At 68.9% G+C, this 26,767-nt stretch carries 31 protein-coding genes and 1 pseudogene; 9 read left to right on the top strand and 23 right to left on the bottom strand.

From position 1 onward, the window contains the following. Positions 1-366: 366 nt before the first annotated feature. Positions 367-1,281: a Gfo/Idh/MocA family oxidoreductase gene (locus tag AB0E63_RS27365; protein ID WP_360372144.1), complete on the bottom strand. Its 915-nt coding sequence runs from the start codon at positions 1,279-1,281 to the stop codon at positions 367-369. 41 nt (positions 1,282-1,322) lie between these two features. Here AB0E63_RS27365 and AB0E63_RS27360 point away from each other — a divergent pair. Further along, positions 1,323-1,748: pseudogene (locus AB0E63_RS27360) on the top strand (ABC transporter ATP-binding protein); the annotation flags it as partial. Here the strand turns inward: AB0E63_RS27360 and AB0E63_RS27355 are convergent. Then, complete coding sequence (locus AB0E63_RS27355; RefSeq protein WP_360372135.1) at positions 1,692-2,477, bottom strand: AraC family transcriptional regulator; 786 nt, start codon at positions 2,475-2,477, stop codon at positions 1,692-1,694. The pseudogene AB0E63_RS27360 and the gene AB0E63_RS27355 sit on opposite strands and share 57 nt — an antisense overlap. A gap of 129 nt (positions 2,478-2,606) precedes the next feature. Between AB0E63_RS27355 and AB0E63_RS27350 the strand changes: the two genes are divergently transcribed. Continuing rightward, positions 2,607-3,365, top strand: coding sequence for a phytanoyl-CoA dioxygenase family protein (locus tag AB0E63_RS27350; protein WP_360372132.1), 759 nt, complete (start codon positions 2,607-2,609; stop codon positions 3,363-3,365). A 99-nt stretch (positions 3,366-3,464) separates the two neighbouring features. Here the strand turns inward: AB0E63_RS27350 and AB0E63_RS27345 are convergent, their stop codons facing one another. From AB0E63_RS27345 to AB0E63_RS27330, 4 genes are read right to left on the bottom strand one after another with little or no spacing between them, the layout of a single operon-like run. Further along, positions 3,465-3,800 carry a YnfA family protein gene (locus AB0E63_RS27345; RefSeq protein WP_360372129.1) on the bottom strand — a complete coding sequence of 112 codons (336 nt, stop codon included), beginning with the start codon at positions 3,798-3,800 and terminating at the stop codon, positions 3,465-3,467. Next, positions 3,797-4,231: a MerR family transcriptional regulator gene (locus tag AB0E63_RS27340; protein ID WP_360372126.1), complete on the bottom strand. Its 435-nt coding sequence runs from the start codon at positions 4,229-4,231 to the stop codon at positions 3,797-3,799. The genes AB0E63_RS27345 and AB0E63_RS27340 overlap by 4 nt, the downstream gene beginning before the upstream one ends. Further along, the gene (locus tag AB0E63_RS27335) at positions 4,228-4,548 is read right to left on the bottom strand and encodes a hypothetical protein (protein WP_360372123.1); all 321 of its coding nucleotides are present in this window, start codon (positions 4,546-4,548) and stop codon (positions 4,228-4,230) included. The genes AB0E63_RS27340 and AB0E63_RS27335 overlap by 4 nt, the downstream gene beginning before the upstream one ends. Before the next feature lie 41 nt (positions 4,549-4,589). After that, entirely contained in the window at positions 4,590-5,213 is a 624-nt protein-coding gene (locus tag AB0E63_RS27330; protein ID WP_360372120.1) for a DUF1707 and FHA domain-containing protein, read from the bottom strand. 218 nt (positions 5,214-5,431) lie between these two features. Between AB0E63_RS27330 and AB0E63_RS27325 the strand changes: the two genes are divergently transcribed. From AB0E63_RS27325 to AB0E63_RS27315, 3 genes are all read left to right on the top strand, one after another. Beyond that, positions 5,432-6,508 (top strand): ATP-dependent DNA ligase, encoded by a 1,077-nt coding sequence (locus AB0E63_RS27325; RefSeq protein ID WP_360372118.1) that lies wholly within the window; start codon positions 5,432-5,434, stop codon positions 6,506-6,508. Continuing rightward, positions 6,508-7,272 carry a polyprenyl diphosphate synthase gene (gene uppS / locus AB0E63_RS27320; RefSeq protein WP_360372115.1) on the top strand — a complete coding sequence of 255 codons (765 nt, stop codon included), beginning with the start codon at positions 6,508-6,510 and terminating at the stop codon, positions 7,270-7,272. The genes AB0E63_RS27325 and uppS overlap by 1 nt, the downstream gene beginning before the upstream one ends. 65 nt (positions 7,273-7,337) lie before the next feature. Beyond that, a complete protein-coding gene (locus tag AB0E63_RS27315) occupies positions 7,338-7,841 on the top strand; it encodes a hypothetical protein (RefSeq protein ID WP_360372112.1) in 504 nt (167 codons plus the stop codon). Here AB0E63_RS27315 and AB0E63_RS27310 read toward each other — a convergent pair. After that, entirely contained in the window at positions 7,838-8,014 is a 177-nt protein-coding gene (locus tag AB0E63_RS27310; protein WP_360372110.1) for a hypothetical protein, read from the bottom strand. The two genes, AB0E63_RS27315 and AB0E63_RS27310, sit on opposite strands and share 4 nt — an antisense overlap. A 2-nt stretch (positions 8,015-8,016) precedes the next feature. Further along, positions 8,017-9,903, bottom strand: coding sequence for an ABC transporter ATP-binding protein (locus AB0E63_RS27305; RefSeq protein WP_360372107.1), 1,887 nt, complete (start codon positions 9,901-9,903; stop codon positions 8,017-8,019). Between the two features lie 148 nt (positions 9,904-10,051). On the opposite strand from AB0E63_RS27305, the gene AB0E63_RS27300 reads away from it, so the two are divergent. From AB0E63_RS27300 to AB0E63_RS27290, 3 genes are read left to right on the top strand one after another with little or no spacing between them, the layout of a single operon-like run. Beyond that, the gene (locus tag AB0E63_RS27300) at positions 10,052-10,492 is read left to right on the top strand and encodes an SRPBCC family protein (protein ID WP_360372104.1); all 441 of its coding nucleotides are present in this window, start codon (positions 10,052-10,054) and stop codon (positions 10,490-10,492) included. After that, positions 10,489-10,818, top strand: a complete 330-nt coding sequence (locus AB0E63_RS27295; protein ID WP_360372101.1) for a metalloregulator ArsR/SmtB family transcription factor — start codon at positions 10,489-10,491, stop codon at positions 10,816-10,818. The genes AB0E63_RS27300 and AB0E63_RS27295 overlap by 4 nt, the downstream gene beginning before the upstream one ends. Before the next feature lie 14 nt (positions 10,819-10,832). Then, the gene (locus AB0E63_RS27290; protein ID WP_360372098.1) at positions 10,833-11,282 is read left to right on the top strand and encodes an SRPBCC domain-containing protein; all 450 of its coding nucleotides are present in this window, start codon (positions 10,833-10,835) and stop codon (positions 11,280-11,282) included. Here the strand turns inward: AB0E63_RS27290 and AB0E63_RS27285 are convergent. Together AB0E63_RS27285 and abc-f are read right to left on the bottom strand one after the other, a co-directional pair. Then, positions 11,279-12,049, bottom strand: coding sequence for an enoyl-CoA hydratase/isomerase family protein (locus AB0E63_RS27285; RefSeq protein WP_360372095.1), 771 nt, complete (start codon positions 12,047-12,049; stop codon positions 11,279-11,281). The genes AB0E63_RS27290 and AB0E63_RS27285 overlap by 4 nt on opposite strands. Positions 12,050-12,074: 25 nt before the next feature. Next, on the bottom strand, positions 12,075-13,673 hold the full coding sequence (abc-f, locus tag AB0E63_RS27280; RefSeq protein WP_360372092.1) for a ribosomal protection-like ABC-F family protein: 1,599 nt from the start codon (positions 13,671-13,673) through the stop codon (positions 12,075-12,077). A gap of 107 nt (positions 13,674-13,780) precedes the next feature. Between abc-f and AB0E63_RS27275 the strand changes: the two genes are divergently transcribed. Further along, positions 13,781-14,683: a neutral zinc metallopeptidase gene (locus AB0E63_RS27275; protein ID WP_360372089.1), complete on the top strand. Its 903-nt coding sequence runs from the start codon at positions 13,781-13,783 to the stop codon at positions 14,681-14,683. 55 nt (positions 14,684-14,738) lie between these two features. Here the strand turns inward: AB0E63_RS27275 and AB0E63_RS27270 are convergent, their stop codons facing one another. From AB0E63_RS27270 to AB0E63_RS27210, 13 genes are all read right to left on the bottom strand, one after another. Continuing rightward, positions 14,739-17,786, bottom strand: coding sequence for a hypothetical protein (locus tag AB0E63_RS27270; protein ID WP_360372086.1), 3,048 nt, complete (start codon positions 17,784-17,786; stop codon positions 14,739-14,741). Positions 17,787-17,807: 21 nt separating this feature from the next. Beyond that, positions 17,808-18,755, bottom strand: coding sequence for a hypothetical protein (locus AB0E63_RS27265; RefSeq protein WP_360372083.1), 948 nt, complete (start codon positions 18,753-18,755; stop codon positions 17,808-17,810). Positions 18,756-18,864: 109 nt separating this feature from the next. Further along, positions 18,865-19,509, bottom strand: coding sequence for a hypothetical protein (locus tag AB0E63_RS27260; RefSeq protein WP_360372080.1), 645 nt, complete (start codon positions 19,507-19,509; stop codon positions 18,865-18,867). A 20-nt stretch (positions 19,510-19,529) separates the two neighbouring features. Beyond that, on the bottom strand, positions 19,530-20,276 hold the full coding sequence (locus AB0E63_RS27255; RefSeq protein ID WP_360372077.1) for a Tad domain-containing protein: 747 nt from the start codon (positions 20,274-20,276) through the stop codon (positions 19,530-19,532). Then, positions 20,263-20,727, bottom strand: coding sequence for a TadE/TadG family type IV pilus assembly protein (locus AB0E63_RS27250; protein ID WP_360372074.1), 465 nt, complete (start codon positions 20,725-20,727; stop codon positions 20,263-20,265). The genes AB0E63_RS27255 and AB0E63_RS27250 overlap by 14 nt, the downstream gene beginning before the upstream one ends. Positions 20,728-20,735: 8 nt before the next feature. Further along, complete coding sequence (locus tag AB0E63_RS27245; protein WP_360372071.1) at positions 20,736-21,227, bottom strand: TadE family protein; 492 nt, start codon at positions 21,225-21,227, stop codon at positions 20,736-20,738. 11 nt (positions 21,228-21,238) lie between these two features. Then, positions 21,239-21,457 (bottom strand): hypothetical protein, encoded by a 219-nt coding sequence (locus tag AB0E63_RS27240; RefSeq protein ID WP_360372068.1) that lies wholly within the window; start codon positions 21,455-21,457, stop codon positions 21,239-21,241. Between the two features lie 100 nt (positions 21,458-21,557). Next, entirely contained in the window at positions 21,558-22,475 is a 918-nt protein-coding gene (locus AB0E63_RS27235; RefSeq protein ID WP_360372065.1) for a type II secretion system F family protein, read from the bottom strand. Next, positions 22,472-23,371, bottom strand: a complete 900-nt coding sequence (locus AB0E63_RS27230) for a type II secretion system F family protein (RefSeq protein WP_360372062.1) — start codon at positions 23,369-23,371, stop codon at positions 22,472-22,474. The genes AB0E63_RS27235 and AB0E63_RS27230 overlap by 4 nt, the downstream gene beginning before the upstream one ends. A gap of 4 nt (positions 23,372-23,375) precedes the next feature. Continuing rightward, complete coding sequence (locus tag AB0E63_RS27225) at positions 23,376-24,686, bottom strand: ATPase, T2SS/T4P/T4SS family (protein WP_360372059.1); 1,311 nt, start codon at positions 24,684-24,686, stop codon at positions 23,376-23,378. Continuing rightward, positions 24,683-25,486, bottom strand: a complete 804-nt coding sequence (locus AB0E63_RS27220; protein ID WP_360372056.1) for a hypothetical protein — start codon at positions 25,484-25,486, stop codon at positions 24,683-24,685. Before AB0E63_RS27220 ends, AB0E63_RS27225 begins: the two co-directional genes overlap by 4 nt. Beyond that, a complete protein-coding gene (locus tag AB0E63_RS27215) occupies positions 25,486-26,223 on the bottom strand; it encodes a hypothetical protein (protein ID WP_360372053.1) in 738 nt (245 codons plus the stop codon). Before AB0E63_RS27215 ends, AB0E63_RS27220 begins: the two co-directional genes overlap by 1 nt. A 52-nt stretch (positions 26,224-26,275) precedes the next feature. After that, positions 26,276-26,737 carry a hypothetical protein gene (locus AB0E63_RS27210; RefSeq protein WP_360372050.1) on the bottom strand — a complete coding sequence of 154 codons (462 nt, stop codon included), beginning with the start codon at positions 26,735-26,737 and terminating at the stop codon, positions 26,276-26,278. Positions 26,738-26,767: the final 30 nt, after the last annotated feature.

The raw sequence follows: 26,767 nt of genomic DNA, 5'->3' as shown, positions 1-26,767 counted from the left end.
CTTCCGATCTGTGGTGGGCTGGGACCCGCAGCGGTGGGTGGAGACAGGTTATTTCCTGTTCACGCGGCCCGCGGGGGGTGCACGGGCCCGAGTGCTGGCAGTGGTGGGCCGGCACAGGTCGTGGTGGGCTGGGACCCGCAGCGGTGGGTGGAGACAGGGTTATTTCCTGTTCACGGGGCCCGCGGGGGGGTGCACGGGCCCGAGTGCTGGCAGTGGTGGGCGGGCACAGGTCGTGGTGGGTGGGCACCTGTAGTGGTGGGTGGGCACCTGTAGTGGTGGGCTAGGACCCGTCGTGGTGGGTGGAGACAGGTTATTTCCTGTTCAACGGGGACCGCGGGGGGTGCATGGGGTCGATTGGTGGGAGTGTCAGGGGCTGTTGGGTGTTTGCGGGGTTAGGGGGTGCGGGGGTCGTGGGTTGGGCGGGGGGCTTTGGCGGGGTGGGTGGGGGTGGCGTAGTCGAGGTCTGGGAAGGGGCTTGTTACCTCGATTACCCCGGGCTTCGGTGGCGGAGCGTTTGGCGGCGAGCATGACTTCGAGGGCGTGGAAGGCGTGTTCGGGCCGGGTGACCGTCGGCGTGCCGTTCTCGACACAGTCGACCAGGTGCCGCAGTCCATCGGTCCATGGCGAGTGCGGGTCGCGTTCGCCGAACACCTCCCAGGATCCACGAGCGTTCGACCACTGCTCGAACCCGTTCGGCGCCCAGTCGTCGCCGAGCATCTGCAGTACGCCGGTGGCGCCGTACAGCTCGATGGCCGGCGACCGGTACTGCTGCATGGTGAACCCGGTCGCGATCGACGCGAAGCGGGCGTTTCCGAAGTCGAGCACGATGTGCGCGTTGTCGTCGGCGCGGGCCGTCACGAGCTCGCCGGTGACCTCACGCTTCGGTACGGCGGTGCCGACCATCGCGGTGACCCGCCGGACCGGGCCGAAGAACCCGCACAAGCTGGTCAGGTTGTACACGCCGAGGTCGAACAACGCCCCGCCACCGGACTCGTAGAACCAGCGGCCCCACCAAGGCCCGGACCAGCCGTACCTGGACCGGGCCAGATGAAGCTCGCCGATCTCGCCGTCGCGGACCCGCCGATGCATCTCCCGGTACGTCGGCGACAGCACGATGTGCGGTGCACACACGAGCTGTCCCGGCGCGGTCGCGGAAGCCTCGAGCAACGCGCGGCCTTCCTCCAGCGAGGTGGACATCGGCTTCTCGACGAGCACATGCTTGCCTGCCTCGAGAGCCGCACGAGCGAGCGAGCCGTGCTGGTTCATGCTCGTGAGGACCAGTACGACGTCGAGGTCGTCGCGGCCGGTCAGTCGAGACGGTTGGGTTGAGTCCCGAGCAGTACCTGGACAAGCTGCCGCACCAGCTGTCCGGCGGACAGCGTCAGCGCGTGGTCATCGCGCGGGCGCCGGCGCCCGAGCCCGAGGTGCTCGTCGCCGACGAGCCGATCTCGATGCTCGACGTGTCCATCCGCGCCGAGATCGTCGCGCTGCTCGACCAGCTGGTCCGCGACCGCGGCATCGCCATGCTGTACATCACCCACGACCTGCTCAGCGCCCGGCTGCTTGCCGACGAGGTGATGGTGCTCAACCAGGGCGTGATGGTGGAGCGCGGCCGGACGCTCGACGTCATCGGTGAGGCGAAGGACCCGTACACCCGCAAGTTGCTGGCCGCCATCCCCCGCCCCGGTAGCTTACGAACGGCGGTAGTCGCGCGGGGAGACGCCGAAGTGGGCGCGGAATCGGCGTGACAGATGGAACTCGTCGGCGAAACCGAGGGTCCGCGCGATCTCCCGGTGGGTCAGGTCGGTCAGCCGCAGCAGCGTGGCGGCGGCCTGCAGCCGGTGCACGGTGCGGAACGCGGCCGGCGTCTGGCCGACCTGTTCGGCGAACCGGCGCCGGAAGGTGTCGTAGCTCAGGCCCGACTCGGCCGCCACGGCGGCCAGGTCCGTACTCGCGGTGAGGTCGTCGGCCAGCCGGCCCATCGCCGCCACGATCTCCATGCTCACGTCGGGACTGTCCGCGGTGTCGTCGGCGTCGATCAGCCAGTCGGCGAGCGCCAGCAACTGATGCTCCGCGACCCGCCGGGTCCGCGGCGGCGAGCGCAGTACGGTACGCAGCGCCTCGATCGACGGCGCCGGCACCGGGTACCGCGGGCCGGCGCCGGTCAGGTGGAGCGCGTCGAACAGCGGTCCCGAGAAGACCACGAACAACTCGGTCCACCGCTCCCCCGGATCGGTCCGGTACGTGTGCGGGAACCCGGGCGGCACGATCGTGTGCGCGCCCGGCCTGATCCGCTCCTCACGCCCGTCGGCGTCGCGATAGTTGCCCTCGCCATCGATCAGTACCGACAGCACGTACGCGTCCATCACCCGCAGCGTCGACGACATGATCGGCTCGGCGTCATCCACCTCGCCCGCGAGCACCAGCTGACCGAGCCTGGTCACCGGCCCGTCGGCGATCAGCGTGCGCACACCCATGCGGGCAACAGTACTCATTGCGAAACGCCAAAACGTTCATGTCCGGATCGCGCGGAGACATTCTCCGGACATCGTCGCCGCCCTAACGTCAAGGAGTAGGAAGAATCCGACCGACCGGAGGACCGCCCGATGACATCGACCGACCTGGTCACGCCCGAGCACCTGGCACAGTTCCGCGACGAGGGCTACTTCGTGCTGGACCGCGTGCTCACCGACGAGCAGCTCGAGCTGCTGCGCGGCGGAGCGCAGTACTCGATCGACAAGCTCGACGCCGCGATGGACGCGGCCGGCACCGACTCGCTCGGCATCAACCACCGGGGCAAGCGGTATTTCAGCAGCATGATCTACCAGGACCGGCCCGAGCTACGGCAGTTCCTGTTCAGCGACACCATGGCCGAGATCTGCCGCAAGACCCTCGGCGACGACGCGTACCTGTTCTGGGAGCAGTACGTGATCAAGGCCGGCGACCCGGACACGGCGTTCGCCTGGCACCAGGACTCCGGCTACGTCCACGAGGACCACGCGCCGTACCTGACCTGCTGGATCGCCCTCGACGACGTCACCGAGGAGAACGGATCGGTCTACCTGCTCCCGTACTCGCGCTCCGGCATCAAGTCGTACATCAAGCACATCCACGACCCCGAGCTGAACGACCTGGTCTGCTACTTCGGCCCGGATCAAGGCATCCCGATGACCGCGCAGGCCGGCTCGATCGTGGTCTTCTCGAGCGTCGTCATCCACCGCAGCGGCCCCAACCGCACCGACAGGAACCGGCGGGTGTACCTCGCGCAGTACTCCAAGGAGGTCGTCCCGTCCAAGGACGGTACGGGCGCCCATGGGTCGTTCGATCCCTTCCTCGACGGCGGCCGGATCATCGCCGAGCGCTGAACGGAACGGGTCGCGCGGACCTGGAGCGGGAAGCTCTGCCACCCGGCGCCCGCCCCGGGTGGTGGAGCCACCCGACAGTCCTCATGCCGGATTGAGGACTCACGCGCCGCGCGGCGCGTACATGATGATCGCGACGCCGACCAGACAGATGACAGCGCCGAGGAGGTCCCACCGGTCAGGGCGGAACTTATCCACAACCATCCCCCATACGAGCGACCCGGCCACGAACACGCCGCCGTACGCCGCGAGGATCCGGCCGAAATGCGGATCCGGCTGGAAGGTCGCGACGAACCCATAGGCGCCGAGGGCAATCACTCCCCCGGCGATCCACCACAACCCGCGATGCTCCCGCCACCCCTGCCACACCAGCCAGGCCCCACCAATCTCCGCCACCGCCGCCAACACAAACAGCACCACCGACCGCAGAACCGTCACGCGCGACCACCCGGACCGACCGCGTGGCCGAGCTCGGTGAACGGGAGGGGGCAGTTCGGGTCGCCGGCGCAGGTTGCCAGGTCGTCGCACCCGGCGCCGATCCCGGCGCGGAGGGTCTCGGCGATGACGGTCAGGTCGGCGATCTTCGCTTCCACGTCGGCAAGCTTCTGGCGTGCCTGGGCCTGCAATCCGGCTCCCTCGCCGATCGCATGCCGGTGCCTCGCGGTGTCGAGCAACGCCGCCACCTCCGTCAGCGTGAACCCGAGCCGCTGGGCCGCCTTGATCACCCGCAGCGTCGTGACGGCCTCGTCCGGGTAGACCCGGTGACCGCCAAGGCTGCGTACGGGCTCGTCGAGCAGTCCGCGGCGTTCGTAGTACCTGAGCGTCTGCAGGTTCACCCCTGCCGCGGCCGCGACTTGGCTGGGCCTCATGCGGGGAGCCTTTCGGTCAGGGCGTCGAGTACGGCGGTTTGGGTGGGTGGGACGGTGATGCGCAGGCGTAGGTTGCCGGCGGGTGTGTTGGTGAAATCGAAGGTGAAGAACGAGCAGCACTCAGTCTCCTTCGTGGTGAGTGCTTCGGCTGTTGGGCGGGACTCCGGGGTGAGGACGAGGTCGAGGGTGTGCGGGTCGACGCGGGCGGCGCTGCGGAGGTGGTTGGCGAACAGTTGGTCGAACTCGGCGACCCGGAGTGGCTGCTCCGCGGCAGGTAGCGTGCACGCGGTGGGGACCCAAACGGTGAACTCATCCATGGATCGACGGTAAACCTGTACCTGGGTACCGGATGCAAGTCCTACGGCTGATCCGTCCAGGTGAGTATGTAGGCGACGGCGCCGAACTGGATGTGGTCGCCGGGGCGGACTCGGGACGGGGTGGTGATGCGGAGGCCGTTGACCTGGGTGCCGTTCATGGAGCCGAGGTCGCGGATCATCCAGCCGTCGTCGACGTACCGGAGTTCGGCGTGGCAGCGGGAGACCGAGAGGTCGGGGAGGCGGAGGGTGGCGCCGGGGCCGCGACCGATGCGTACGGTGGGCGAGCCCGGAACCGGCAGAGCGAGGCCGGGCAGCGGCGGGGCGGCTGGACGTCGTACGACGGAGACTCGCGGCAGGCTCCCGAGCCACTTGCCAAACGCCGTCGTGACCGACTGCGGCTGCCCTGCGGTCCGGGCGAACCCGGGGCGTGGGAGTCTGCTGCGCAGTTCTCTGGTCCAGGTGACGACCCGTGGTTCGGCCCGGGGCAGGTCGCGGATCGCATCCGAGAGCTCGGCTCGGCTCTGGGCGCGGAGCACGAAGTTCATCCGGCGGATGAACGTGTCGTGGGACAACCGGCCCGAACCGGCGCCGTCTCTGAGAACGGCCAGGGCACGATCCCGCTCAGCGTCCGACGGACGAGTCCGTTCCAGCGGCGCCGAGGTCATGCTTTGAATTGTCGGTCCAGGCCGGTTCACTGTCCACCAGGGGTCAGCGGTACTGGATCCGGTAGGCGGCGTTGGCGATCGGGGCGGTCACCGGCAGTGCGGCCGTCATCACTGGACCTTTGATCATCATGATCAACTTCCCGAGTTTGGTCATTTGGTCCTCACCAATGCGACGCGCCCCGTCGCCCAGGAGTTGGCGGGTGGGCCAGAATGGCGAAATGCGACTGCCTGTCATGCCGCCGGTCAAACCGATGCTCGCCAAGCCGGTCAAGGAGATCCCGCGCGGGGAGATGAGCTACGAGCCCAAGTGGGACGGGTTCCGGTCGATCATCTTCCGCGACGGCGACGAGATCGAGATCGGCAGCCGGAACGAGAAGCCGATGACGCGGTACTTCCCCGAGCTGGTCGAGGCGGTGAAGGCAAACCTGCCGGAGCGGTGCGCGATCGACGGCGAGATCATCGTGATCGGCGAATCCGGCGACCGGCTCGACTTCGAGGTGCTGCAGCAGCGGATCCACCCCGCCGCGAGCCGCGTGAACATGCTGTCCGAGAAGACCCCGGCCCGGTTCGTCGCGTTCGACCTGCTGGCGCTCGGGGACGACGACTACACCGAGCGGCCGTTCGCGGAACGCCGTACGGCGCTGCTGGACGCGCTCGCCGACGTGAAGGCGCCGATCCACGTGACGCCGGCGACGACCGATCACGAGACGGCCGGGCAGTGGTTCGAGCAGTTCGAGGGCGCCGGGCTCGACGGGCTGATCGCGAAGCCGCTGGACGGCACGTACCAGCCGGACAAGCGGGTCATGTTCAAGATCAAGCCGGAGCGCACCGCGGACTGTGTGGTCGCCGGGTACCGCGTGCACAAGAGCGGGCCGGACCGGATCGGCTCGTTGCTGCTCGGGCTGTACAACGATGACGGCACGCTGGCGAGCGTCGGGGTGATCGGCGCGTTCCCGCTCGAACGGCGCAAGGAGCTGTTCGCGGAGATGCAGCCGCTCGTCACCACGTTCGACGAGCACCCGTGGGCGTGGGCCAAGCAGGAGGAAGGCGTTCGTACGCCGCGCAACGCCGAAGGCAGCCGCTGGCAGGCCGGCAAGGACCTCTCGTTCACCCCGCTGCGGCCGGAACTCGTGGTCGAGGTCCGCTACGACCACATGGAAGGAATCCGCTTCCGCCACACCGCCCAGTTCGTCCGCTGGCGCCCCGACCGCACCCCGGAGTCCTGCACCTACGAACAACTAGAGGAACCCCTCAAGTTCGACCTCTCTGACGTCCTCTCCAGCGCCCAACGCTGATGAAGCCGCTGTACCGCCTGTACGCGCGGATCCTGCGGCGGCAGTTGGCCGGGCTGCCGATGCCGCAGCACGTAGCGATCGCCATGGACGGCAATCGCCGGTGGGCGCGTGGCGCGGGGTACGACGACGTACGCATCGGACACCGGTTCGGCGCGGAGCACCTGGAGCTGTTCCTGCAGTGGTGCTCGGACGCCGGGATCCGCTGCGTCACCGCGTGGGTCGCGTCCGCGGACAACATCCGGCGGCGGGACTCGGCCGAGGTGGACTACTTGATGGAGCTCACCGAGACGGTCGTGGCCGATCACGTCCGGCGGGATCACCGGTGGCGGCTGCATGTCGCGGGCCAGTTGGATTTGTTGCCTGATTCAACGGCTCGGGCGCTGAAGGAAGCGGTTGAGGAGACTCGGGACCGGCCTGGCGCAGGCGAGCTGACCATCGCGATCGGGTACAGCGGACGGCTCGAGGTGCTGGACGCCGTACGAGCGGTGCTGGACGAGGCGGCTGCGAGTGGGCGATCGGTGGCGGAGGTCGCGGAGTCGCTGAGTGAGGACGAGATCAGCCGGCATCTGTACGTTCCGGGGTTGCCGGATCCGGATCTGGTGATCCGGACCAGCGGTGAGCTGCGGATGTCGGACTTCCTGCTGTGGCAGGCGACGCGGTCGGAGATCGAGTTCTGTGAGCTGTACTGGCCGGCGTTTCGGGAGGTGGATTTGTTGCGGGCGTTGCGGACGTACGGAAGGCGGCGGCTGGAACGATTCAGTTGACTACTTTCGGGTCTGCCGGGGGCACAATGTAGGCGTACCGACTGGTAGGAACTGGAGGCTACGAGATGTACGACGTCGTACTGCTCGTCGAACAGGAACTGTCCGGGACAGACGCGAAACGCGTCGTCGACCTGCACCAGGACATGCCCGAGCCGGTCAAATACCACGTGCTCGTGCCGTGTCACAACGCGGAGGCCGGCGTGGAGGCCTCGATCAGCGCGCTCGGCACCGCGGATCTCTACGGGCCTGGGCTCGCCACCCAGCGCAACGACCTCGCCGAGGCGCAGAAGGCGATCGACACCGAGGCGAAGGGCTGCAGCGGGCGGAGCGTGGAGCGGCTGCGCGACCTCGGCCAGACCGCCGAGGGCGGCATCTCCCACGATCGTCCGATCGACGCCCTGGTCGCCACGGTGAAGCACGTGCAGGGCCAGGAGGTCATCATCCTGACCCGCTCGCACGTGGTCGCGGAGTTCTTCCACCTCGACTGGACCAACTCGGCCCGGCGCCACCTCGGCGTACCGGTGCTGCACCTGCTGGAACACGACCCGGAGAAGACGCCGGCGCCCTAGTGCAGAAGGAGTGCCACGTACGTGACGCCGCCCGCGAGGGCGGCGATCAGTAGTGAGAGGGTCGTCCGGATCGCGCGTTCGCCGGTCTGGCCGCAGTGGCGGCCGTCCTCTGAGTGGTAGGCGAGCTTGAAGCCCGCGTAGCCGACGGCGAGGACCAGAGCCAGCTTGATCATGATCAGACACCTGCCGCTGTGCCGGATTCGGTGAACTGGGTGCGATACAGGTCAGCGTACTCGCCGCCGGCCGCGAGCAACTGCTCGTGCGTACCGCGCTCGACGATGTTGCCGCGGTCAACGACCAGGATCAGGTCCGCGTTCCGTACGGTCGACAGCCGGTGCGCGATCACCAGCGACGTCCGTCCTTCCAGCGCGGTGTCGAGCGCCCGCTGGACGGCGACCTCGGACTCGGAGTCCAGGTGCGCGGTGGCCTCGTCGAGGACGACGATCCGCGGTGCCTTGAGCAACAACCGCGCGATCGCGAGCCGTTGCCGTTCACCACCGGACAACCGGTGACCGCGATCCCCGACCACGGTGTCGAGCCCGTCGGGCAACGACGAGACGAGCTCCCAGATCTGGGCCGACCGGAGCGCCTCGATCATCTCCTCGTCGGAGGCCTCGGGCTTCGCGTACGCCAGGTTCGCCCGGATCGTGTCGTGGAACATGTGCGCGTCCTGCGTCACGTACCCGATCGCGTCGTGCAACGACTGCAGCGTCGCATCCCGTACGTCGCGGCCGCCGATCCGGACCGCACCGCCGGACACGTCGTACAGGCGGGCGACCAGGTTGGTGATCGTGGTCTTGCCGGCACCGGACGGGCCGACCAGCGCGACCATCTGCCCGGGGCGTACGACGAAGCTGACATCCTCGAGCACCTGCGCCGACACGCGCTTGTCGAGGACCGCTACCGACTCCAGGCTGGCCAATGACACCTGCTCGGCCGTCGGGTACGAGAACGCGACGTGCTCGAACTCCACGCTGGCTGCGTCGGCCGGAAGATCCTGCGCTCCCGGCGCGTCCTTGATCATCGGCTCCAGGTCGAGCACCTCGAAGACACGCTCGAACGAGACCAGGGCAGTCATCACGTCGACGCGCACGTTGGACAGTGCGGTCAGCGGACCGTAGAGCCGGCCAAGCAGTGCGACGAGCGCGAGCAGAGTCCCGATCGTCAACGTCTCGCGGACGGCGAGGTTGCCGCCGACGCCGTACACCAGGGCCGTCGCCAGGGCGGCGACCAGCGTCAGCGCGGTGAAGAAGACCCGGCCGAGCATCGCGATCCGGATGCCCAGGTCCCGGACCCGGCCGGCGCGCTCGCCGAAGTCGCGGTTCTCCAGCACCGGGCGACCGAACAGCGTGACCAGCAGCGCTCCCCCGACGCTGAACCGCTCGGTCATCGCGGTCGACATCTCCGCGTTGAGATTCATCTGTTCCCGGGTCATCGTGGCCAGCCGGCGGCCCAGGACGCGGGCCGGGATCAGGAAGATCGGCAGCATCAGGATCGCCACCACGGTCAGCTGCCAGCTCAGCACCAGCATGGCGCCGACCACGAGGATCAGGCTGATGATGTTCGAGACCACGCCGGACAGCGTGGAGGTGAAGGCCTGCTGGGCACCGATCACGTCGTTGTTCAGCCGGGACACCAGCGCACCCGTCTGCGTCCGGGTGAAGAACGCGACCGGCATCCGCTGGACATGCGAGAAGACCTTGGTGCGCAGGTCGTAGATCAGCCCTTCACCGATCCGCGCCGAGAACCAGCGCTGCATCAGTCCGAGCGCGGCCTCGACCACCGCAAGCAATGCGACCACCAGGGCGAGCGCCGTCACCAGCGGCGCGTTCCCCTTGCTGATGCCGTCGTCGACGATCTTCTTGAACAGCAGCGGGGAAGCGATCACCAGGAACGCGGAGATGATCACCAGCACCAGGAACAGCGTGATGTGCCAGCGATAGGGCTTGGCGAACTTGGCGATCCGCGGCAGCGTGCCCTTCGCCAGCTTCTGGCCGACCACGGACGTGTCCTGGCGTCGCCAGCCGTACGCGCTCATTCCAGGACGCATCATGCCCGACATCCGGTCCCCTCCTTTTCTGGTGACCTCGACAACACTCGAGGTCGCCGCAAACTTCCCCTCGAGTCTAATGCAACCAATAGTTGCGTATGACGTGAGTGTGCCCTACAGTCATTGGCAACCAAAGGTTGCGAAAGGAACGGTGAGTGGGATGGCACGGAGCATCGAGCGGGAGATTCGGGTGGCGGCCTCGCCGGAGGTGGTCTACGAGGTGGTCAGCTCGCCGAAGCACCTGCGCGAGTGGTGGCCGGACGACGCCGAGGTCGACGCCGTACCAGGAGCGACCGGGACGGTCTCGTTCAAGCAAGGATCAGACACCATGGTCGTACCACTGACCGTCGTCGAGGCCGACCCGCCCCGGCGGTTCTCGTTCCGGTGGGACTACGACGGTGAGGTCGCCACCGAGGCGAACTCGGTGCTGGTGACGTTCGACCTGATCCCGTCGGACGGTGGCACGCTGCTGCGGTTCGCCGAGACCGGGTACGACGAGGCGTCGAAGCCGGACGAGGTCTACCACGACCACACCAGCGGCTGGGACTACTTCCTCCCCCGGATCGCGCCGTACGTCGACCGGCTGGTGTCCACGCCGTGATCGACGACGAGCTCTGGTCGGCGGTCGGAGATCCGACCCGGCGGCGGATGCTCGATCTCCTGCTCGCGAACGGCGGCGGGACCGCGACCAGCCTGAGCGATCACCTGCCGGTCACCCGGCAGGCGGTCGCGAAACATCTCGCCGTACTCGACCGGGCCGGGCTGGTTCATGGCACGCCAGCCGGACGCGAACGCCGCTACACCGTGGACGAGGCGCAGCTCGAGCGCGCGATCGCCCAGATGGCGAACGTCAGCGAGAGCTGGGACCGGCGACTGCAGCGCATCAAGCGGATCGCCGAGACCATCCAGCGCAACCGAGACAACTGAGAAGGGCTATTCCTATGTACGACATCCTGCACAGAGTCGGCGTCATCGCGTCCCCCGAGGACACGTCCGCGGCGCTCACCACGATCGAGGGCCTGGCCGGCTGGTGGACCGAGGACACCAAGGGCGACACCGACGTCGACGGAGTGATCCAATTCCGCTTCGCCGGCGCGGGCGGTGAAGGCTTCGACATGAAGGTCCTGGAGACGAAGCCCGGCGAGTTCGTCCGCTGGGAGGTCGTCGACGGCCCCGAGGAGTGGATCGGGACTCACGTCGGCTTCAAGCTCTCGAAGGTCGACGACTACACGATCGTCCTCTTCAAGCACGCGGGCTGGAAGGAACCCGTCGAGTTCATGTCCCACTGCAGCACCAAGTGGGCGAGCTTCCTGCTGAGCCTGAAGAAGTACGTCGAGACCGGCAAGGGCGATCCCTCGCCGAACGACGTACAGATCAGCAACTGGCCCTAGCCGAACGCGGCCAGGAGCTCCTTCAACCGGCGCTCCTGGGCTTCCCGCTCAGCCTTCAGCTGATCGGCGTACGAGCGATCCGCGGCACCGAGGAGCAACGCCTTGGTCTCGCGGATCGCTCCTGGGAGTGGGGTCAGCAGCGCCTCGGTCAGATCCTTGACCGTGTCTGCCAATTCCTCAGCGGGTACGACGATGTTCGCCAGGCCGAGCTCCTTCGCCTCGGCCGCCTCCACCCAGCGCGTGGTGGCACAGATCTCGAGCGCCCGCGAGTACCCGACCAGCTGCACGAGAGGCTGCGTGCCACCGAGGTCCGGGACCAGGCCGAGGGCCGTCTCGCGCATGCTGAAGCGGGCGTCCGGGGTCACCACCCGGAGGTCACACGCCAGCGCCAGCTGGAAGCCCGCTCGGACCGCGTGCCCCTGAACCGCTGCGATGCTGATGATCTCCGGTCGCCTGAGCCACGAGAAGCCGGCCTGGAACGTGGCGATCAGCTCGTACACCTCGGCGGTCGGCTTCGCCCCGAGCGAGAGCAGCGGCTCCTCACCCTGGTCGTTCTCGCCCATGATGAGTCGGCGGTCGAGACCGGCCGAGAACGACGGCCCCTCCCCCGACACGACCACCACACGGACGTCGGCCGGCAGCGCCGTACCGAACTCGGCCAGCGCGCGCCACATCCCCGGAGTCTGCGCGTTGCGCACCTCCGGCCGGTCCAGCACCACGCGCGCGACCGGTCCGTCCACCGTCAACCGCAGTCCCAAGTCCGTCATGCGACGAACATTACTGCGGAGTAGGTCAGGCGAGCGAGACCAGGTCCGCGTAGTCGGGCGACCAGAGGTCCTCGACGCCGTCGGGCAGCAGCAGGACGCGCTCCGGCTCGAGTGCCTCGACCGCGCCCTCGTCGTGGGTGACCAGCACGATCGCACCGGTGTACGAGCGGATCGCGTTCAGCACCTCGGCCCGGGAGGCCGGGTCCAGGTTGTTGGTCGGCTCGTCGAGCAGCAGCACGTTGGCCGCCGAGACGACCAGCGTGGCCAGAGCGAGCCGGGTCTTCTCGCCACCCGACAGCACCCGGGCCGGCTTGTCCGCGTCGTCGCCGGTGAACAGGAAGGAACCGAGCACGCTGCGAGCCTGGGTTTCGTTCAGGTCCGGGGCGGCGGTCTTCATGTTCTCGAGCACGGTCCGGTTGACGTCGAGCGTCTCGTGCTCCTGCGCGTAGTACCCGAGCTTGAGGCCGTGCCCGTCGATCACTTGGCCGGTGTCGGACTTCTCGATCCCGGACAGCACCCGCAGCAGCGTGGTCTTCCCGGCGCCGTTGAGGCCGAGGACGACGACCCGCGAGCCCTTGTCGATGGCGAGGTCGACGTCGGTGAAGATCTCCAGCGAGCCGTACGACTTCGACAGTTCGCGCGCCATCAACGGCGTCTTGCCGCACGGCGCCGGCGTCGGGAACGCGATCTTCGCCACGCGGTCCTGCTTGCGCTCGTCCTCGAGCGACGACATCAACCGCTCGGCCCGGCGCAGCATCTGCTGGGCCGCGGCCGCCTTGGTCGCCTTGGCGCGCATCTTGTTCGCCTGGTCGACCAGCTGGGTGGCCTTCTTCTCCGCGTTCGCCCGCTCGCGCTTGCGGCGCCGCTCGTCGGTCTCCCGCTGGGTCAGGTACGCCTTCCAGCCGACGTTGTAGATATCGATCTCGGCCCGGTTCGCGTCCAGGTGGAAGACCCGGGTGACGGTCTCCTCGAGCAGGTTCACGTCGTGGCTGATCATGATCACGCCACCGGGGTAGGTCTTCAGGAAGTCGCGCAGCCAGATGATCGAGTCGGCGTCCAGGTGGTTGGTCGGCTCGTCCAGCAGCAGCGTCTCGGCCTGCGCGAACAGGATCCGGGCCAGTTCGACCCGGCGGCGCTGACCACCCGACAGCGTGCCCAGCGGCTGGCCGAGGACGCGGTCGGGCAGGCCGAGGTTCGCCGCGATCCGGGCCGCTTCGGCCTCGGCGGCGTACCCACCGGCGGCGTGCAGGTCGGCCTCGGCGCGCTCGTACCGCCGCATGCCCTTCGCGCGGGTCTTGTCATCCGCGCTGGCCATCGACTTCTCGGCGCTGCGCAGCCGCCGGACGACGTCGTCCAGGCCGCGCGCGGACAGGATCCGGTCGCGCGCGAGGATCTCCAGGTCACCGGTGCGTGGATCCTGCGGGAGGTAGCCGATCTCACCCGACGACGTCGCCGAGCCACTCGCGGGCAGGCCCTCTCCCGCCAGGATCTTCGTCAGCGTCGTCTTGCCGGCGCCGTTGCGGCCGACCAGCCCGACCTTGTCGCCCGGGCCGACCCGGAACGAGGCCGGCGCGAGCAACTGACGGGCACCGACGCGAACCTCGAGATTGGAGACAGTGATCATCGCGGTGGCAGGTGTCCTCAGGGTCTGGGGGTCGGTCAGGTAGCGGGTCGGCGGCGCAGCGTCACGACACGGCAAAGATCCCCGCCCTCGGGTCTAGTCTAAGCGGTGTGAAATTCAACCCGGATGCGGATCTCGACACCAGCGGTGTCGAGGACACCCGCGGTAGCGGCGGCGGAGGCGGCGGTCGGCTGCCGGGTGGCACGATCCCGATCGGCGGCGGCATCGGCGGAATCATCCTGCTGGTCGTCATCCTGCTCCTGAACGGCGGCCTACCCGGCGGAACCGGCAGCGACGACCCCGCGGTCCGCAACACCGCGGCCGGCAACCTGGACTCCTGCAAGAAGGGCACCGACCTGCAGAGCAACGCGGACTGCCGGTTCGTCTTCTACCAGAACTCGATCCAGGGCTTCTGGGCCGCGGAACTGCCCCGGCGCGGGAAGAAGTACACACCGGCGGCGATGCGTGTGTTCGACGGTTCGGTCAGCACCGGCTGCGGCCCGGCGACCAGCGCGGTCGGGCCGTTCTACTGCCCGCCCGACAAGCGCGTGTACTTGGACATCGGGTTCTTCAAGACCCTGCAGACGGATCTGGGCGCCCGCGGCGGCGAGTTCGCCGAGGCGTACGTCGTAGCCCATGAGTACGGCCACCACATCCAGAACCTGTACGGCATCCTCGGCCGGATCAAGACCCGCAACGGGCCCACCTCCGACTCGGTCCGCTCCGAGCTCCAGGCCGACTGCCTCGCCGGCATCTGGACCAACCACGCCACCACCGTCCCCGGCCGGAACGGCCAGCCACTCATCACCGAGCTCTCCGAGGACGACATCGCCCGCGGCCTCGACGCCGCCGCGGCCGTCGGCGACGACCGCATCCAGGAGAAGACACAGGGCCAGGTCACGCCCGAGAGCTTCAGCCACGGCACTGCCGAGCAACGCATGCGCTGGTTCACCAGAGGCATGGACTCCGGCGACATGACCAAGTGCGACACCTGGTCCGCCTCCACGCTCTGATACACACAGCAAAACCGCCCCTGCACCGAAGTGCAGAGGGCGGTTTCGCTGTGTGTCAGGCGACTGCGGCTGGGCGGTGGTAGCCCGGCAGCAGTTCGTCGACGAGGGCGTCCGTCTCGGCTTCGGGGCCGCGGGGGGCGCCGTGCTTGGCCAGGGCGGCGTAGAGCTGGCTGGCGACGTTGGTGACGTCGGCGGTGGTGCCGAAGTGGGCAGCCAGGCGGAGCGTGGCTCGCCAGAGTTCCTCTGAGGCCGGCGAGAAGCTGAGGCCGGTCTGGAGGGCCGTGCGGGCCAGGTTGCCGTCGTTGTGGCTGAGGGACGCCTCGGCGAGCCGCAGCGCGGCGTCGACGACGGCCTCCACCATGCGACGCTCGATACCCGAGGCCGCGAGCCATGAGTAGCGGCCGGCCGGCACGTTGGACCAGGCCGCACCGTGGACCAGGCTGAGCGCCGTCGACAGCGGCCCGCGCGGGTCGTCCATCATCGTCGCCTGCTTGGCCAGCGTGCGGAACACGTCCCAGTCGACCCGGACGATGCTGCGGTTCAGCATCCAGCGACCGGACTCGTCGGCGTACATCGCATCCACCCCGACCCAGCGGCGGGTGTGCTCCAGCGCCGCGTCGCGCAGCTCCTCGCTGATGCCGCGCGGCCAGATCGCACCGGCCAGCACGTTCGGGTGCACGCCGTAATCCTGGCTGGACAGGAACGCGATGATCTCCGTCGACAACGCGATCCGGCCGTCGTCGATGGTGCCCCGGGCATCCACCTCGACCGGCCCGAGCAGGTCGACCTCGACCGGTGCGGGCTGGCTGAGATCGGTGGCGGAGAACTCGTACGCCGGCATGTTCTGCTCGGCCCGCCGCTTGTCCCGGGCGTCGAACTCGGCCGCGTCGAAGAGCGCCACCAGATCGGCGAACTGCTCGGGGTTGATGCTGTGGGCATCGACCTCGAGCCCGAGCAGCCGGCAGACCGCCTGGTTCTTCTCGTCCACGACGAACCGCCACGGCGAGCTGATCACGTCGCCGACCACGACCACCGCGATGCTGCGCTGCTGGTCCGCGGCGAGCCGGTTCAGCTGGTCCTGCTCCTCCGGCGACGGCGGCGCGGACACGAAGATGATCTCCGCACCCCACAGCGCCGGATCGGGGTAGGCCATCCGGGCCTCGTCGACCGAGCTCAGCTCGCGCCGCGCGCAGGCCTGCACCTGGGCATCGGTACGCCGGGTGACCTCGGCGATCGCGTCGTCGAGCCGGACCCAGTAGGAGAGCCGGCTCGGCGCCAGCGACGACAGATCGTCGCCGAACCCGACCATGCTGATGTGCGCACCCTCGGACCACAGGTTCGTCGCCAGCTCGACCGCGAGCGAACCGACCACGTCGCGGGACGGGTTGTTCACCCCGCCAAAGCTGACGATGCCGTTCGCGGTGTCCAGGTCGACGAGCACGGTCGCGCCGTCGGCGTTCTGGCCGATCGTGACCAGCGTTGGGTACGGCGCGGGCGCGTTGACGTCACCGGTCGGCGCGTAGCCGCGGCGAAGCGTCCAGCGGGTGCCCTCGGCAATCGCCTGCCAGGGACCAGGAGGAGCGGGCTGCGCGCCGTACGGGTCGAGCACGAGCGTGAGCGCCCGGTCCGTCACCAGCGCGGCGACGACCTTCGGCATCGGCCGCTGCGCCTGCGTCACGTCCGCGCCGAGCTTGCGCAGCGCGTTGTCGACGAACTGCGCGGTCGGGATGTCGGACGCGAGCCGCAGACCGACCTCGGTGTTGCGGTGACCGGCCGCCTTCGGGCCCGGACCCAGCGCCCAGCCGCGGCGCCGCTTCAGCGCCAGCGCCAGGCCGGCCGCGAGCAGCGTCGCGCCGAAGCCGTAGATCCCGGCGTCCTGCAGGCTGAAGCCGTCGTCGCCGGTCGCGACCGGGACGGCCACGGGCACCTGCGTGCCACCGGCAGCCGGGTCGCCCGGCTCGGAGTTCGCCGTACCCGGACCGTGCGGGCCGACCGTGATGCCCGGCTCGCCCGGCTTGACGTTCTTCGCGCCCGGGTCGTTCTTCGCGCTGCCGATGGTGACCTTCGAACCGGACTCCTCGCCCTGCTCGGACCAGCGGCTGCCCGGACCAGGCGTCGTCTTGGTCTCGATCGTCGTACCCGAGCCGGTCGTCACCTTGCCGCCGGTGCTGACCTTCGCACCGGTAGTCGTCTTGGTCTCGGTCGTGACCTTGGTGCCGGTGGTGACCTTGGCGCCGGTCGTCAGCCTCGTGTTGGTGTGGTCGTCGATGTTGACGCGGACCGTGTGCACACCCGGTCCCTTGGCGTCAGCGGGCAGGCGGACCTGCCAGCCCGGCAGGATCAGGTCCGGGTTGTTGAGCCGGCGGCCGTCGGGCTGCAACTTGTTCTTGTTGAGGTCGTAGATCTCCTTGTACCGACGGCCCTCGCCCAGGTAGCGCTCGGCGATGTCCCACAGGCAGTCGTAGTTCCGGCCCTGCGGCGGCTTGACCTCGGTGTACTTGATCACCGTGCCCTTGTCGTCGCTGTTCGTCCGTACGCCGGTATGCGTGGTGGTCTGGGCCTGGTTGCCGCTGAGCACGCTGCTACGCGCCTCGGTCTTGCGGAACTGGTCCCGCGTGCTCTGGTCTCCGCCCTGCGTCACGCTCACCGAGGTCGGTGCGGTCGCAGACGTCGTCACCGCGCTGGCGACCGGCAGGCTGACGCCCGCTCCCGCCGCGATCAGTACGACGGTGCCGATCAGCCGGCGGGCGAGCGTCTGTGAGCCGCCGCCGAACGGAATGCGAGGCGAGAGGCCATGGCCGCGGATCTCCGACGCCGCCTCCGCGATCAGGCAGATGACGAAGTGCAGCCAGGCGATCCAGATGAAGAACGCGATGATGCCGAGAACGGTCTCGATGCTCAACTCGTCGAACAGCATGCTGCTGCTCGGCATCGTGTCCGGCCACGGCGTACCGAAGAACCGCAGCAGGACGTACGGAACCCCACCGACGATCGCCAGGATCGCGAGCAGCGCGACGAAGCCCTTCAGCCGGTCCGCGCCCGGGCTCCCCGACCGCCGCTGCGGCAACCGCGCCGCCCGCACCGGCTCATTCGTCCTCACCATCACGCCTCCACACCCCCACCGTTAACCACCGATTGCCTGCACTTCCTGCACCGGCAACCGCTGCACCGCATGCACGTCAGCCGTGCCGATCGAGGTCCAGCCGGTGCTCTGGCCGACCCAGTACGAAACCTCCCAGGTGATGGTCAGCTTCACCGTGTACATACCGTCCGGCTGATTCGCGCTGGACCGCTTGTACACGTGCTTGCACGTATTGATCTGGTGGTCCGGGTCCTGCGACTGGTCGTATCCGTCCGGGTCGTCCAACGGCGTCACGCCCACCGGGAACGTGAACGTGCCGGAGTTGTCACCTGGGTCGATCACGATCTGGACGACCATGCCGCGCATGGTGAGGTTGTGACTCGGGTCGAAGTACCCGCTGGTCAGGTCCTTCGGGTCCACCGCCTTCCCCTCGGTCTTCCCTGCCATCGAGCTCTCAGGTGTCAGCGTGAAGTACGCGGGCACGTTCACCCGCGGCGTGTACGTCGGCATGATCTGCAGCGCCGGATCCGGGTACGTGCTCTTGAAGGGCCACCAGAAGTCCTTCATGTAGTCCGGGAACGGGCACTGAGCGCGCTCGGCGGCGTCCACCGGAACGTACGCCCGCTCCAGGTGCGCGTCCGGACCACCGTTGTAGCTGTCCAGCTTGTAGTCGGTGATCGTGATCCGCATCACCCAGGTCTTGCCCTCCGGCGCCTTCGGCAGCCGGATCCCCTCGGGAATGTCGAAGTCGCGGCACGGGATGAACGGTCGGCCGTGAAGCTTCTCCCGCCAGGTCGGCGGCGGTGGCCCACCGATGTACGCCAGACCGGAGCTGCAGTACGCACCGAAGCCGACCGAGTTGACGTACATGCTGCAGACCTTGTTGCCGGTCTGAATGGTGTCGGCGGATGCCGTCGTGGCGGGAACGGTCATCACCAGTGCGAGTACGGCGCTCAGGACCAGCAGTCCACGGCCCACTCGGTTGTGCATCCTCACTCCCCAGACTCGGCTACCCGGCAGATTATCTTCGACCAGGGGCATCATGCCCGTTGCTCAGTGCCCCGTCACCTATTCGGAATGTGAATTCCCGTGTTCTGATCTAGTACGGATACCGCACGCCCGAGCAGTTGACGCCGGTCGACGGAGCCAGCCGGTACGGCAGCCAGCCCCGTCCGGTCAGGACCATGTCGATCACCTGAGGCGATCCCTTCGGCGTGATCTCGATCCAGTTCTTCGCCTTGGGATCCCAGTACTGCGTGGTCTGCGAGCGGCATGTCTTGACCCGAACGATGCCCCCCTGCTGGCTCTTGACACCCATCACGACCACGCTGCCCGGCGGGCGCATGACCCAGCCGTTGCGTTGGGCATCGAAGATCGCCTGTGAAACGTCGGCGTACCAGAATGAGGGGAAGGACTTCTTCAGCACGGTGTCGTCCTTCGACACGAGCGCCTGGAAGTACAGCGGATAGCTGCTCACGAGGCCTTGGACGGCGGGATTCGATCCGAAGTTCCCAGCCTCCACGATGATCTGCTGATGAGCAGAGGTCGGCTTCTTCGTGGTCGCCGCTCGCGAAGGTTCCGTGGTGGGTTGGCTCGTCTCGGTCGGCGAGGTGGTCGAGGTCGACGTACCGGTGTCGCCGCCGGCTGGGACCGGTAGGCCGCCGTCGTTGGAGTCCTTGCTGCCGCAGGAGGACAGCAGCAGTACGCCGGCCAGCGCCGCGGCGGGGAGAGCGAACCTACGCACGGATGACATTCCTTCGGTTTCTAGCGGCTGGGCGGGCTGGAGGGTGGCGTCGTGGTCGGCGGGGTCGCGGGCGGTGTGGGCGACGACGGATCCGGTGTCGGGGTCACGCTCGGCGTGCAGGTGGCCGGGAACGGGAGCGGCGTCAACGTCCAGATCGGGGTCGGTGAGCCGATGGTCCAGGTCGGGCACGGAAGGTCGATCGTCGGCGGCACCGCGGTGCTGGTCGGAGCGCCAGGGCCGTCGGGCGTCCGGTTGACCACGATCGGGGGGATCGTCGGGCTGTCGTCGGCCTTGTTGATGCCTTGTTCGGCGTGGGCCTGGCCGGTGCCGGAGGCTTTCAGGGATTGTTTGCCGATCAGGCCGAGGAACGTTGTCTTGTTGGCGATCGAGACCGAGATGTCGACCTCTTCCTCGGTGAGCGTGGTGGGCGCGCACGAGGTGACGGCCGGATCGTTCGTCGTCACCTGGGCGCAGAAGGCGGCGATCGCCGTTGCCGCCTTGGTGGTGTCGATCTTGGCTTCTGCGCTGTTCAGCTGGATGGCCGCCGCACCGACACGGGCCGCCTCCTGGGCGTAGCCGACCGCGCGGGAGCGGGCGCCGAGCTGGCGGCCGCCGTCGATGACCAGGCCGGCCAGGGTGAAGATCATCACCGCGAGGATCGCGACCGCGGGACTGAGTGCACCCCGGGCGAAGCGCCGATGGTTGCCGGGGGCATCGATCCGGAGGAACTCGGCGACCCGCGACCGGTGCCGTTCAGGAGCCGTCACCGCGCACCCCCCGATACGGATCGAGCGACGAGGTGAAGCGCTTGGTGATCGTGGTGTCGCCACCGAGACCGAGCAGGCCGAGGTCGCGGTAGTTGATCGTGCAGGTGACCTCGACCGACAGCGGCGCACCGGCGGTGAAGGCCGTGGTGATGGTCCCGGACGCGCTTTCCTGGCAGGACTTCACCGCCTGGCTCATCGTGGTGGTGACCGCTTCGTCGACCCGGCCCTGGGCCTCGGCCAGCGAGCGAGACTGGCTCGCGGCGCGGGCGCCGTCGCGAGCGGCGCTCTCCAGCAGCGAGGACGTCTGGAAGTAGCGGCCACAGGCGAGCAGGAACATGAACAGCACCAGCAGAACGGGCGCCAGGATCGCCAGCTCGAGCGCCAGCGCGCCGCGCTCGCGCCGCCGCAGACGTCGCGCGAGGGTGCGACGGATCCCTAGGTTCCGTGTCATCTCCTGGCTCACTTGTCGTCGGCCTCGAACTGCTCGATCGGGCCGGTGGCGGTGCGAGTCACCTTCAGCGTCAGGCCGGGGACGAGCGAGACCGTCTCGCCGGTAACGGTGAAGGAGACCATGCCTTCGGGGTTGTTGTACGACGGCGGCGGGACGCTCGCGTGTTGCAGCGACGTGCCGCCGACTTGCTGCGCGTACGACTCGATGTCGGCCCGGACCTTCTCCCCCACCGCCTCGGTGTAGACCGGCGGCTGGACCAGCCGCAGCCGGGACACGCCTTCCTGCGCGGCGTTCAGCGCCACCGACCGCCCGTACAACCAGAGTGCGGTCTGGATGGACATGAAGATCAGCGCCAGGATCGCGGGCGCCAGGATCGCCAGCTCGAGCGAACTGACCCCCCGCTCCGATCGTCGCCGCCCGCGGGCACGACGGACGCCGTACCGGCGCGCACGAAGCGGCAGCGGTACGGCGTCAGCGGAAGAGTCGGGGCGGACAGGCATGACGGTGTCGGTCAGCCTTCGCCGATCTCACCGGTGCGCTTGTCGATGACGCGCTTGACGACCACACCGATCGCGAGCGCGGCGGCGACCAGGATCGCCGAGATGATGGCCCATTCCAGAGCGGAGGCGCCGAGCTGGGTCCGGCCCTGGCGTGCCCGGGCTCGTTGCGCGTGCGCCCGCGCCACCGCGTAGCTTGCCATCGCGCGCCAGAACTGCAGTTCCGAGTTCATCCGAGTGCCTTCCGATTCGTGAGGCCGAAGCAGGCCTCAGTATGCCCTGTACGACGGACAACTCCGTGCGTTGGATCCATTGCCCTGATCATCGTCCGGCCTAACTTCCAAGGATCGCGATAGCGGCCGGGAAAGCGAGGAAAAGAAAGAAGGCGGCGATCATCACGAGCTGCGCGACCAGCATGGACTGCGAGCGCTCACCCGCCTTGCCTTCCACGTCGGCCAGCTCTTTGCGCCGCAGTGACGCGGCCCGGGCCAGCAGCGACGCCCGGATCTTCGCGCCTTCGTCGCCGGCCAGTGCGAGCGCCGACGCCAGGTCGCGGAGCTCTTCGACGCCGAGATCCTCGCCGAGCCGGGCCATCGCGTCCCACGGCGTGATACCGATCAGCCGCGCGTTCGCGAGCGCCTGCCGGATCCGCGCCATCGCCCAGTGGTCGCCGATCGTGGACGCGGTCATCAACGCCTCGGGCAGGCCGCGGCCACCGGCCAGGTTCATCGCGACCAGGTCGAGGAAGCTGCCGACCACGTGCCGGAAGTCGCGGCGCCGCTTCTCCGCCTCCTGCCGCAACGCCAGGTCGGGCAGGAAGAACGCGAATACCATCGCGGCCAAGGTGACGATCGCCGGGCTGGCGCCGGGCGCGTTCAGGCCGAGCGCCCCGAACAGGAACAGCACGATCGGGATGAAGATCATCGCCCCGAGCGCGAAGAACACCTTGGTCGCGAGCATCGCGGCGAACGGCTGGTTCATCACCGCGAGGTCGCGACGGAGCTTCCCGAACGCCCAGCCACGCGCGTTCGCCTCCAGCTCGAGCCGGCGGCCGAGCGACTCGCGCGCCCGGTCCACACCACCGAGCACCCGCTCGCCGGCCGCGCTCGTGGTGGCACTGGTGTACCCGCCGCGGCCGGCGTCGATCCGGGCGATGGTGGACAGCACGTTGGCCTGCGGCTTGATGAACATCCGGATCAGCAGGTACGCGCCGAGGCCGACGAGGCCGCCGGTGATGAAAGCCCACGTCATTGGTCCACCACCTCCATCCGCTGCTCACCGGACAGCGCGGGCCGCCCCGAGCTGCGGATCAGGAAGCGCTCCGGCACCTCGATCTTGGCCAGCCGGCGCAGCCAGATCAGCCCGAGCGCGTACAACGCGATCACGACGGCCAGCACGACCTGGCCGACGAAGCTGGTGTACGGCGCCATGTAGGACGGGTTGAACAGCACCAGTCCGGCCGCCATCAGCAGCGTGATCGCGACGACCACCTGGACACTGCGCCGGGTCGACCGCCGTTCAGCCGCGACCTTCCGCCGTACGTCGAGCTCTTCGCGGGCCGAGTCGGCCAGGGCGCTGAGCACCTCCCGCAGACCGGGTCCGCGCAGGCGGGCGTTCAGCACCAGGGCCGCGACGATCAGGTCGGCGGACGGGTCGTCCAGGTCGTCGGCGAACCGCATCAATGCCGACGGCAACGGTTCGCGGATCCGCAGCCGGTCGACCAGCAGGTTCAGGCTGGGCTTGATCGCCGGCGCCGAGTTCACCGCCGTCGCGGGGATCGCCTGCTCAAGGCCGACCGCGCCGGCGATGGTGTCGCGCAGCGCCTCGGTCCACGTGGCCAGGGCGTCCAGCCGCTCGATCGCCCGGCGCTCCTCCCCGGTGCCGCCGAAGAAGCGGTCGGCCGTTGCCGCCAGGAAACCGAGGGCCACGGCGAGCACGAGCCAGCGGGTGACCACCAGCACCACCAGACCGACACCGATGCCGACGCCGAGCCGGATCAGGTTCTTCCGGGCGTCGGCGTTGCTGCGCTGGAAGAGCGACGGCGTCGCGTCCCGCGGCTCCGTGCCACGGATCGCGACGATCAGCAGCAGTACGGCGCCGCCGACGACCGCTCCGCAGAGCAGGGCGAGCAGGGTCCGGTCGTTCATCGCCTCACGCCCACGTTCCGTGCACGAGCGGCTGGTACCCGAAGTGCTCGAGCTCCTCGATGCAGGCGATCGGCGCGTGCGCCGCGGCCCGGCCGTCCGGACCGAGGGCGAACACCTCGCCGGACAGCACCCGGCCGTCCCACCCGGTCACCTCTCGGATGCTCTCGACGTACCGGCTCAGGCCGCCGCCGTGCTGGTAATCGTTGTGCTTGCGGACGAACACCACGAAGTCGAGCGCTCCCGCGATCAGCATCTGGGTCGCTTCCATCGGCAGCCGCTCGGTCGCCTGGATGGCGTAGGTGCTGATCCGGTTGAACACCTCCATCGAGCTGTTCGAGTGGATCGTCGACAGCGAGCCGTCGTTGCCCTGGCTCATCGCGTTCAGCATCGTGACGATCTCGTCGCCCAGCACCTCACCGACGATCACCCGGGACGGGTTCATCCGCAGCGAGCGGCGGACCAGGTCGGCCATGCTGACCATGCCGACGCCTTCGGAGTTCGGCAGCCGCTCCTCGAACGCGACCACGTTCGGGTGCAGGTCCTTGAACTCGCCGAGGCCGAGCTCGAGCGACCGCTCGACCGTGATCAGGCGCTCGGTCGGGCCGATCTCGTTGGCCAGCGCGCGCAGCAGGGTGGTCTTCCCGGAGTTCGTCGCGCCCGCGATCATGATGTTCTTCCGGGCCGCGACCGCGGCCCGCAAGAACGAGCCGATGTCGTCGGTCATGGTGCCGTTGGCAACCAGATCGCTGAGGAAGACCCGGCCCAGCCGGGCGCGCCGGATGGACACCGCGGGACGCGAGGTGACCCCCATGACAGCGGACAGCCGGGAGCCGTCCGGCAGGCGCAGGTCCAGCTGCGGGTTGGCGGAGTCGAACGGACGGCTGGTCAGGCCGGCGTGGGCGGCCAGCACCTGGATCAGCTCGACCAGTTCCTCGTCGCTCTCGGCGACCGGACCCGGGGTCTCCTCGCGGCCGTCGCCGTACTGCACGAAGACCTGGTCGCAGCCGTTGATGTCGATGTTCTCGACCTCGGGATCGTCGATCAGCGGCTGCAGCCGGCCGACCCCGAACAGCGCCGAGTGGATCGCGCCGGCGATCTGCGCGTCGTCGTCCGGGGTCGGCGGCGTGCGACCCTCGGCGAGCTCGTAGCGGGCGTGGTCCTCGAGCACCTGGACGATCAGCGAGCGGGCGTACTCACGCTCGTCCTCCGCGCTCATCGGAGGTACGCCGTTCACCTGGTCGCGGCGACGCTGTTCGTTCAGCCGCTCGGCAACCTGCACCCGCAGCTTGCGAACGAGCTCCTGGTCAGCACTCACCGCCCGTCACCTCGCGGCGGAAAGGCGGCGTTGGCCATGTCGAAGTCCTGCGGCGGCGGCGCCGCGACGATGGCGGCCATCTCCGCGGTGATGTCGGTCGCAGACCGGATCAGCGCGGTCTTCTCGAGCCGGCCGTGACCGCGGCCGTCGAAGAACGCGGCGCCGACCGGGTCGTAGGCCAGATGCCACCGGTGCCGCACCGGCACGGACATCGCGTCCAGCACGGTCCACACCTGCTTGACGCCCTCGCGTCGCTTCGAGTCGGCCACCACGACCACACCGAGCTGAGCGTCGACGTGGTGCACCAGTGACGACAGCCGCTCCCGCAGATGCGCCACCGACGACCCAGTCGCCGTACACACGAGTACGACGAGCCGCGCGGCCTGGATGACGGGGAGCTGCGGCGAGGACGCACCGACGCGACCACAGTCGGCCAGTACGTCGGCACTCTGCATCTGGTTGAACGAGATGCCGAGCGGATGCCACAGACCGCCCATGCCACCGATCTGCTCGGGCGAGCGGACACCGAGCAGTACGTCGAGGCCACCGTCGAGCTGCTGGCTGTGCGCGAGGATCACCTCGTCGCCCAGGCCCTTGCGGCTGGCCGCGGCCAGGCTGACCAGGCCGCGGTCGGAGTTGAGCGCCGTACCGCCCGGTGCGGTCATCCGGACCGCCACATCGCTGCCGGCCGGGTCGCACTCCGCCAGCAGCACCTGCCGTGGCCAGAGCGCACCGAAGACGAGGCTGGCAGTCGTCACCCCAGGCGAGCCCTTCGCGCTCGCCAGTGCCACCAGAGCCATCAATTGTTCCCGTCGTTGCGCGAGACCTCGGGCTTGGTGTCCGGCGAGAGCTTCACCAGCACCAGCGACTTGGCCGCGGCCGCGGCGGCCACCGCGGTCGCCTTCCCGGTCGGGACCAGCACTGTGACGTTCAGCGTGGTGCTGGCGTTCGTCCTGGTGTCGGCGATGGCGCCGGAGCTCGCGGTGACCTCGGCCGCACTGACCAGCGCGACCGCCGCACCGGAGTCCTGGTTGGACGTAGGCACCCGGATCACGGAGACGATGTCCCCGACGGCGATACCGTTCGAGGTCGCCCGGCCTGCTTCCAGGCTGACTCCGACCTCCGCTCCGTCGGTCGGGATGGGTTTGACGCCGGCCTTGGTGAAGTTGTCCGGCGTGACGAACTGGTCCTTGTACAGCCAGGTCGTGGTGTAGCGGCCCAGATACTCGCTCGCCTCCGACCACGGGATCAGGCCACCGGTCGCCCCGGCGAGGTCACCGCGGGACAGGTCCTTGGGCTCGAGCTTGTGACCGGGCGCGAGGCTGTCGGCGGAGATCGCGACGAAGTCGGACCGGTTGCCGCTGTTCAGCGCGATCAGGGCCGAGCCGGCGGCACCGAGCAGGATCAGGATGACCGCCAGCGCGGCCAGGGCCGGGCGGCGCTCCCGGCCGCTGGGAAGGCGGTTCGAACCGCCTGCCGATCGGCCCGCTCCGCGGGTGCCTTGGGAGGGGGGTCGCGTGGAGGACGAGAGACTCACGCGCCTACCGTAGTGGCACCTGGGTGCCAACTCGGCCGGTAGGTCGGTGCCGTTATCGGCTCGCGACCCGGTCCCGTTCGGTCGTGGTCAGCAGCTCGGTGAACGCACCCGGTCCGCCGTACAACTGGTCTAGATAGCTGTACAGCGCGTGCAGCGCCCGTCCGAGCTCGCGCTGCCACCCATCGGCTCCCTCCAGCTCGGCCGCGAGCGCTCGTCCGTCGACCAGTGTGACGGCCGCGTTCACCGGCTGCATCAGCCGCTCGCCGTCCGGATCCGGTACGACGTTCCGCCCGCGAACCCGGCGTACGACGTCGGCCAGGGCGGACCGCTCCGGCCCGGTGTACACCCGGTCGAACCCGATCCCGCCGTACAGCTCGTCGAGGTAGTCACACAGCGCGAGGAACAGCTCCACGCCGTCGTACTCCGGGCCGTCGGTGGCCACGTGCCGCAGCTGCGCCACCGTGCCCCGCGCCTCGGTCACGCTCCACTGCGAGGAACCCAGCCGGTCGTCCATGCGCCGAATCCTAGGTGGCCGACGGGCGTT

This window comes from Kribbella sp. NPDC026596 (assembly GCF_040638415.1).
Classification (GTDB): Bacteria; Actinomycetota; Actinomycetes; order Propionibacteriales; family Kribbellaceae; genus Kribbella.
Note: the sequence above shows the minus strand (reverse complement) of the source record. Positions and strands in the feature narration are given on the sequence as shown.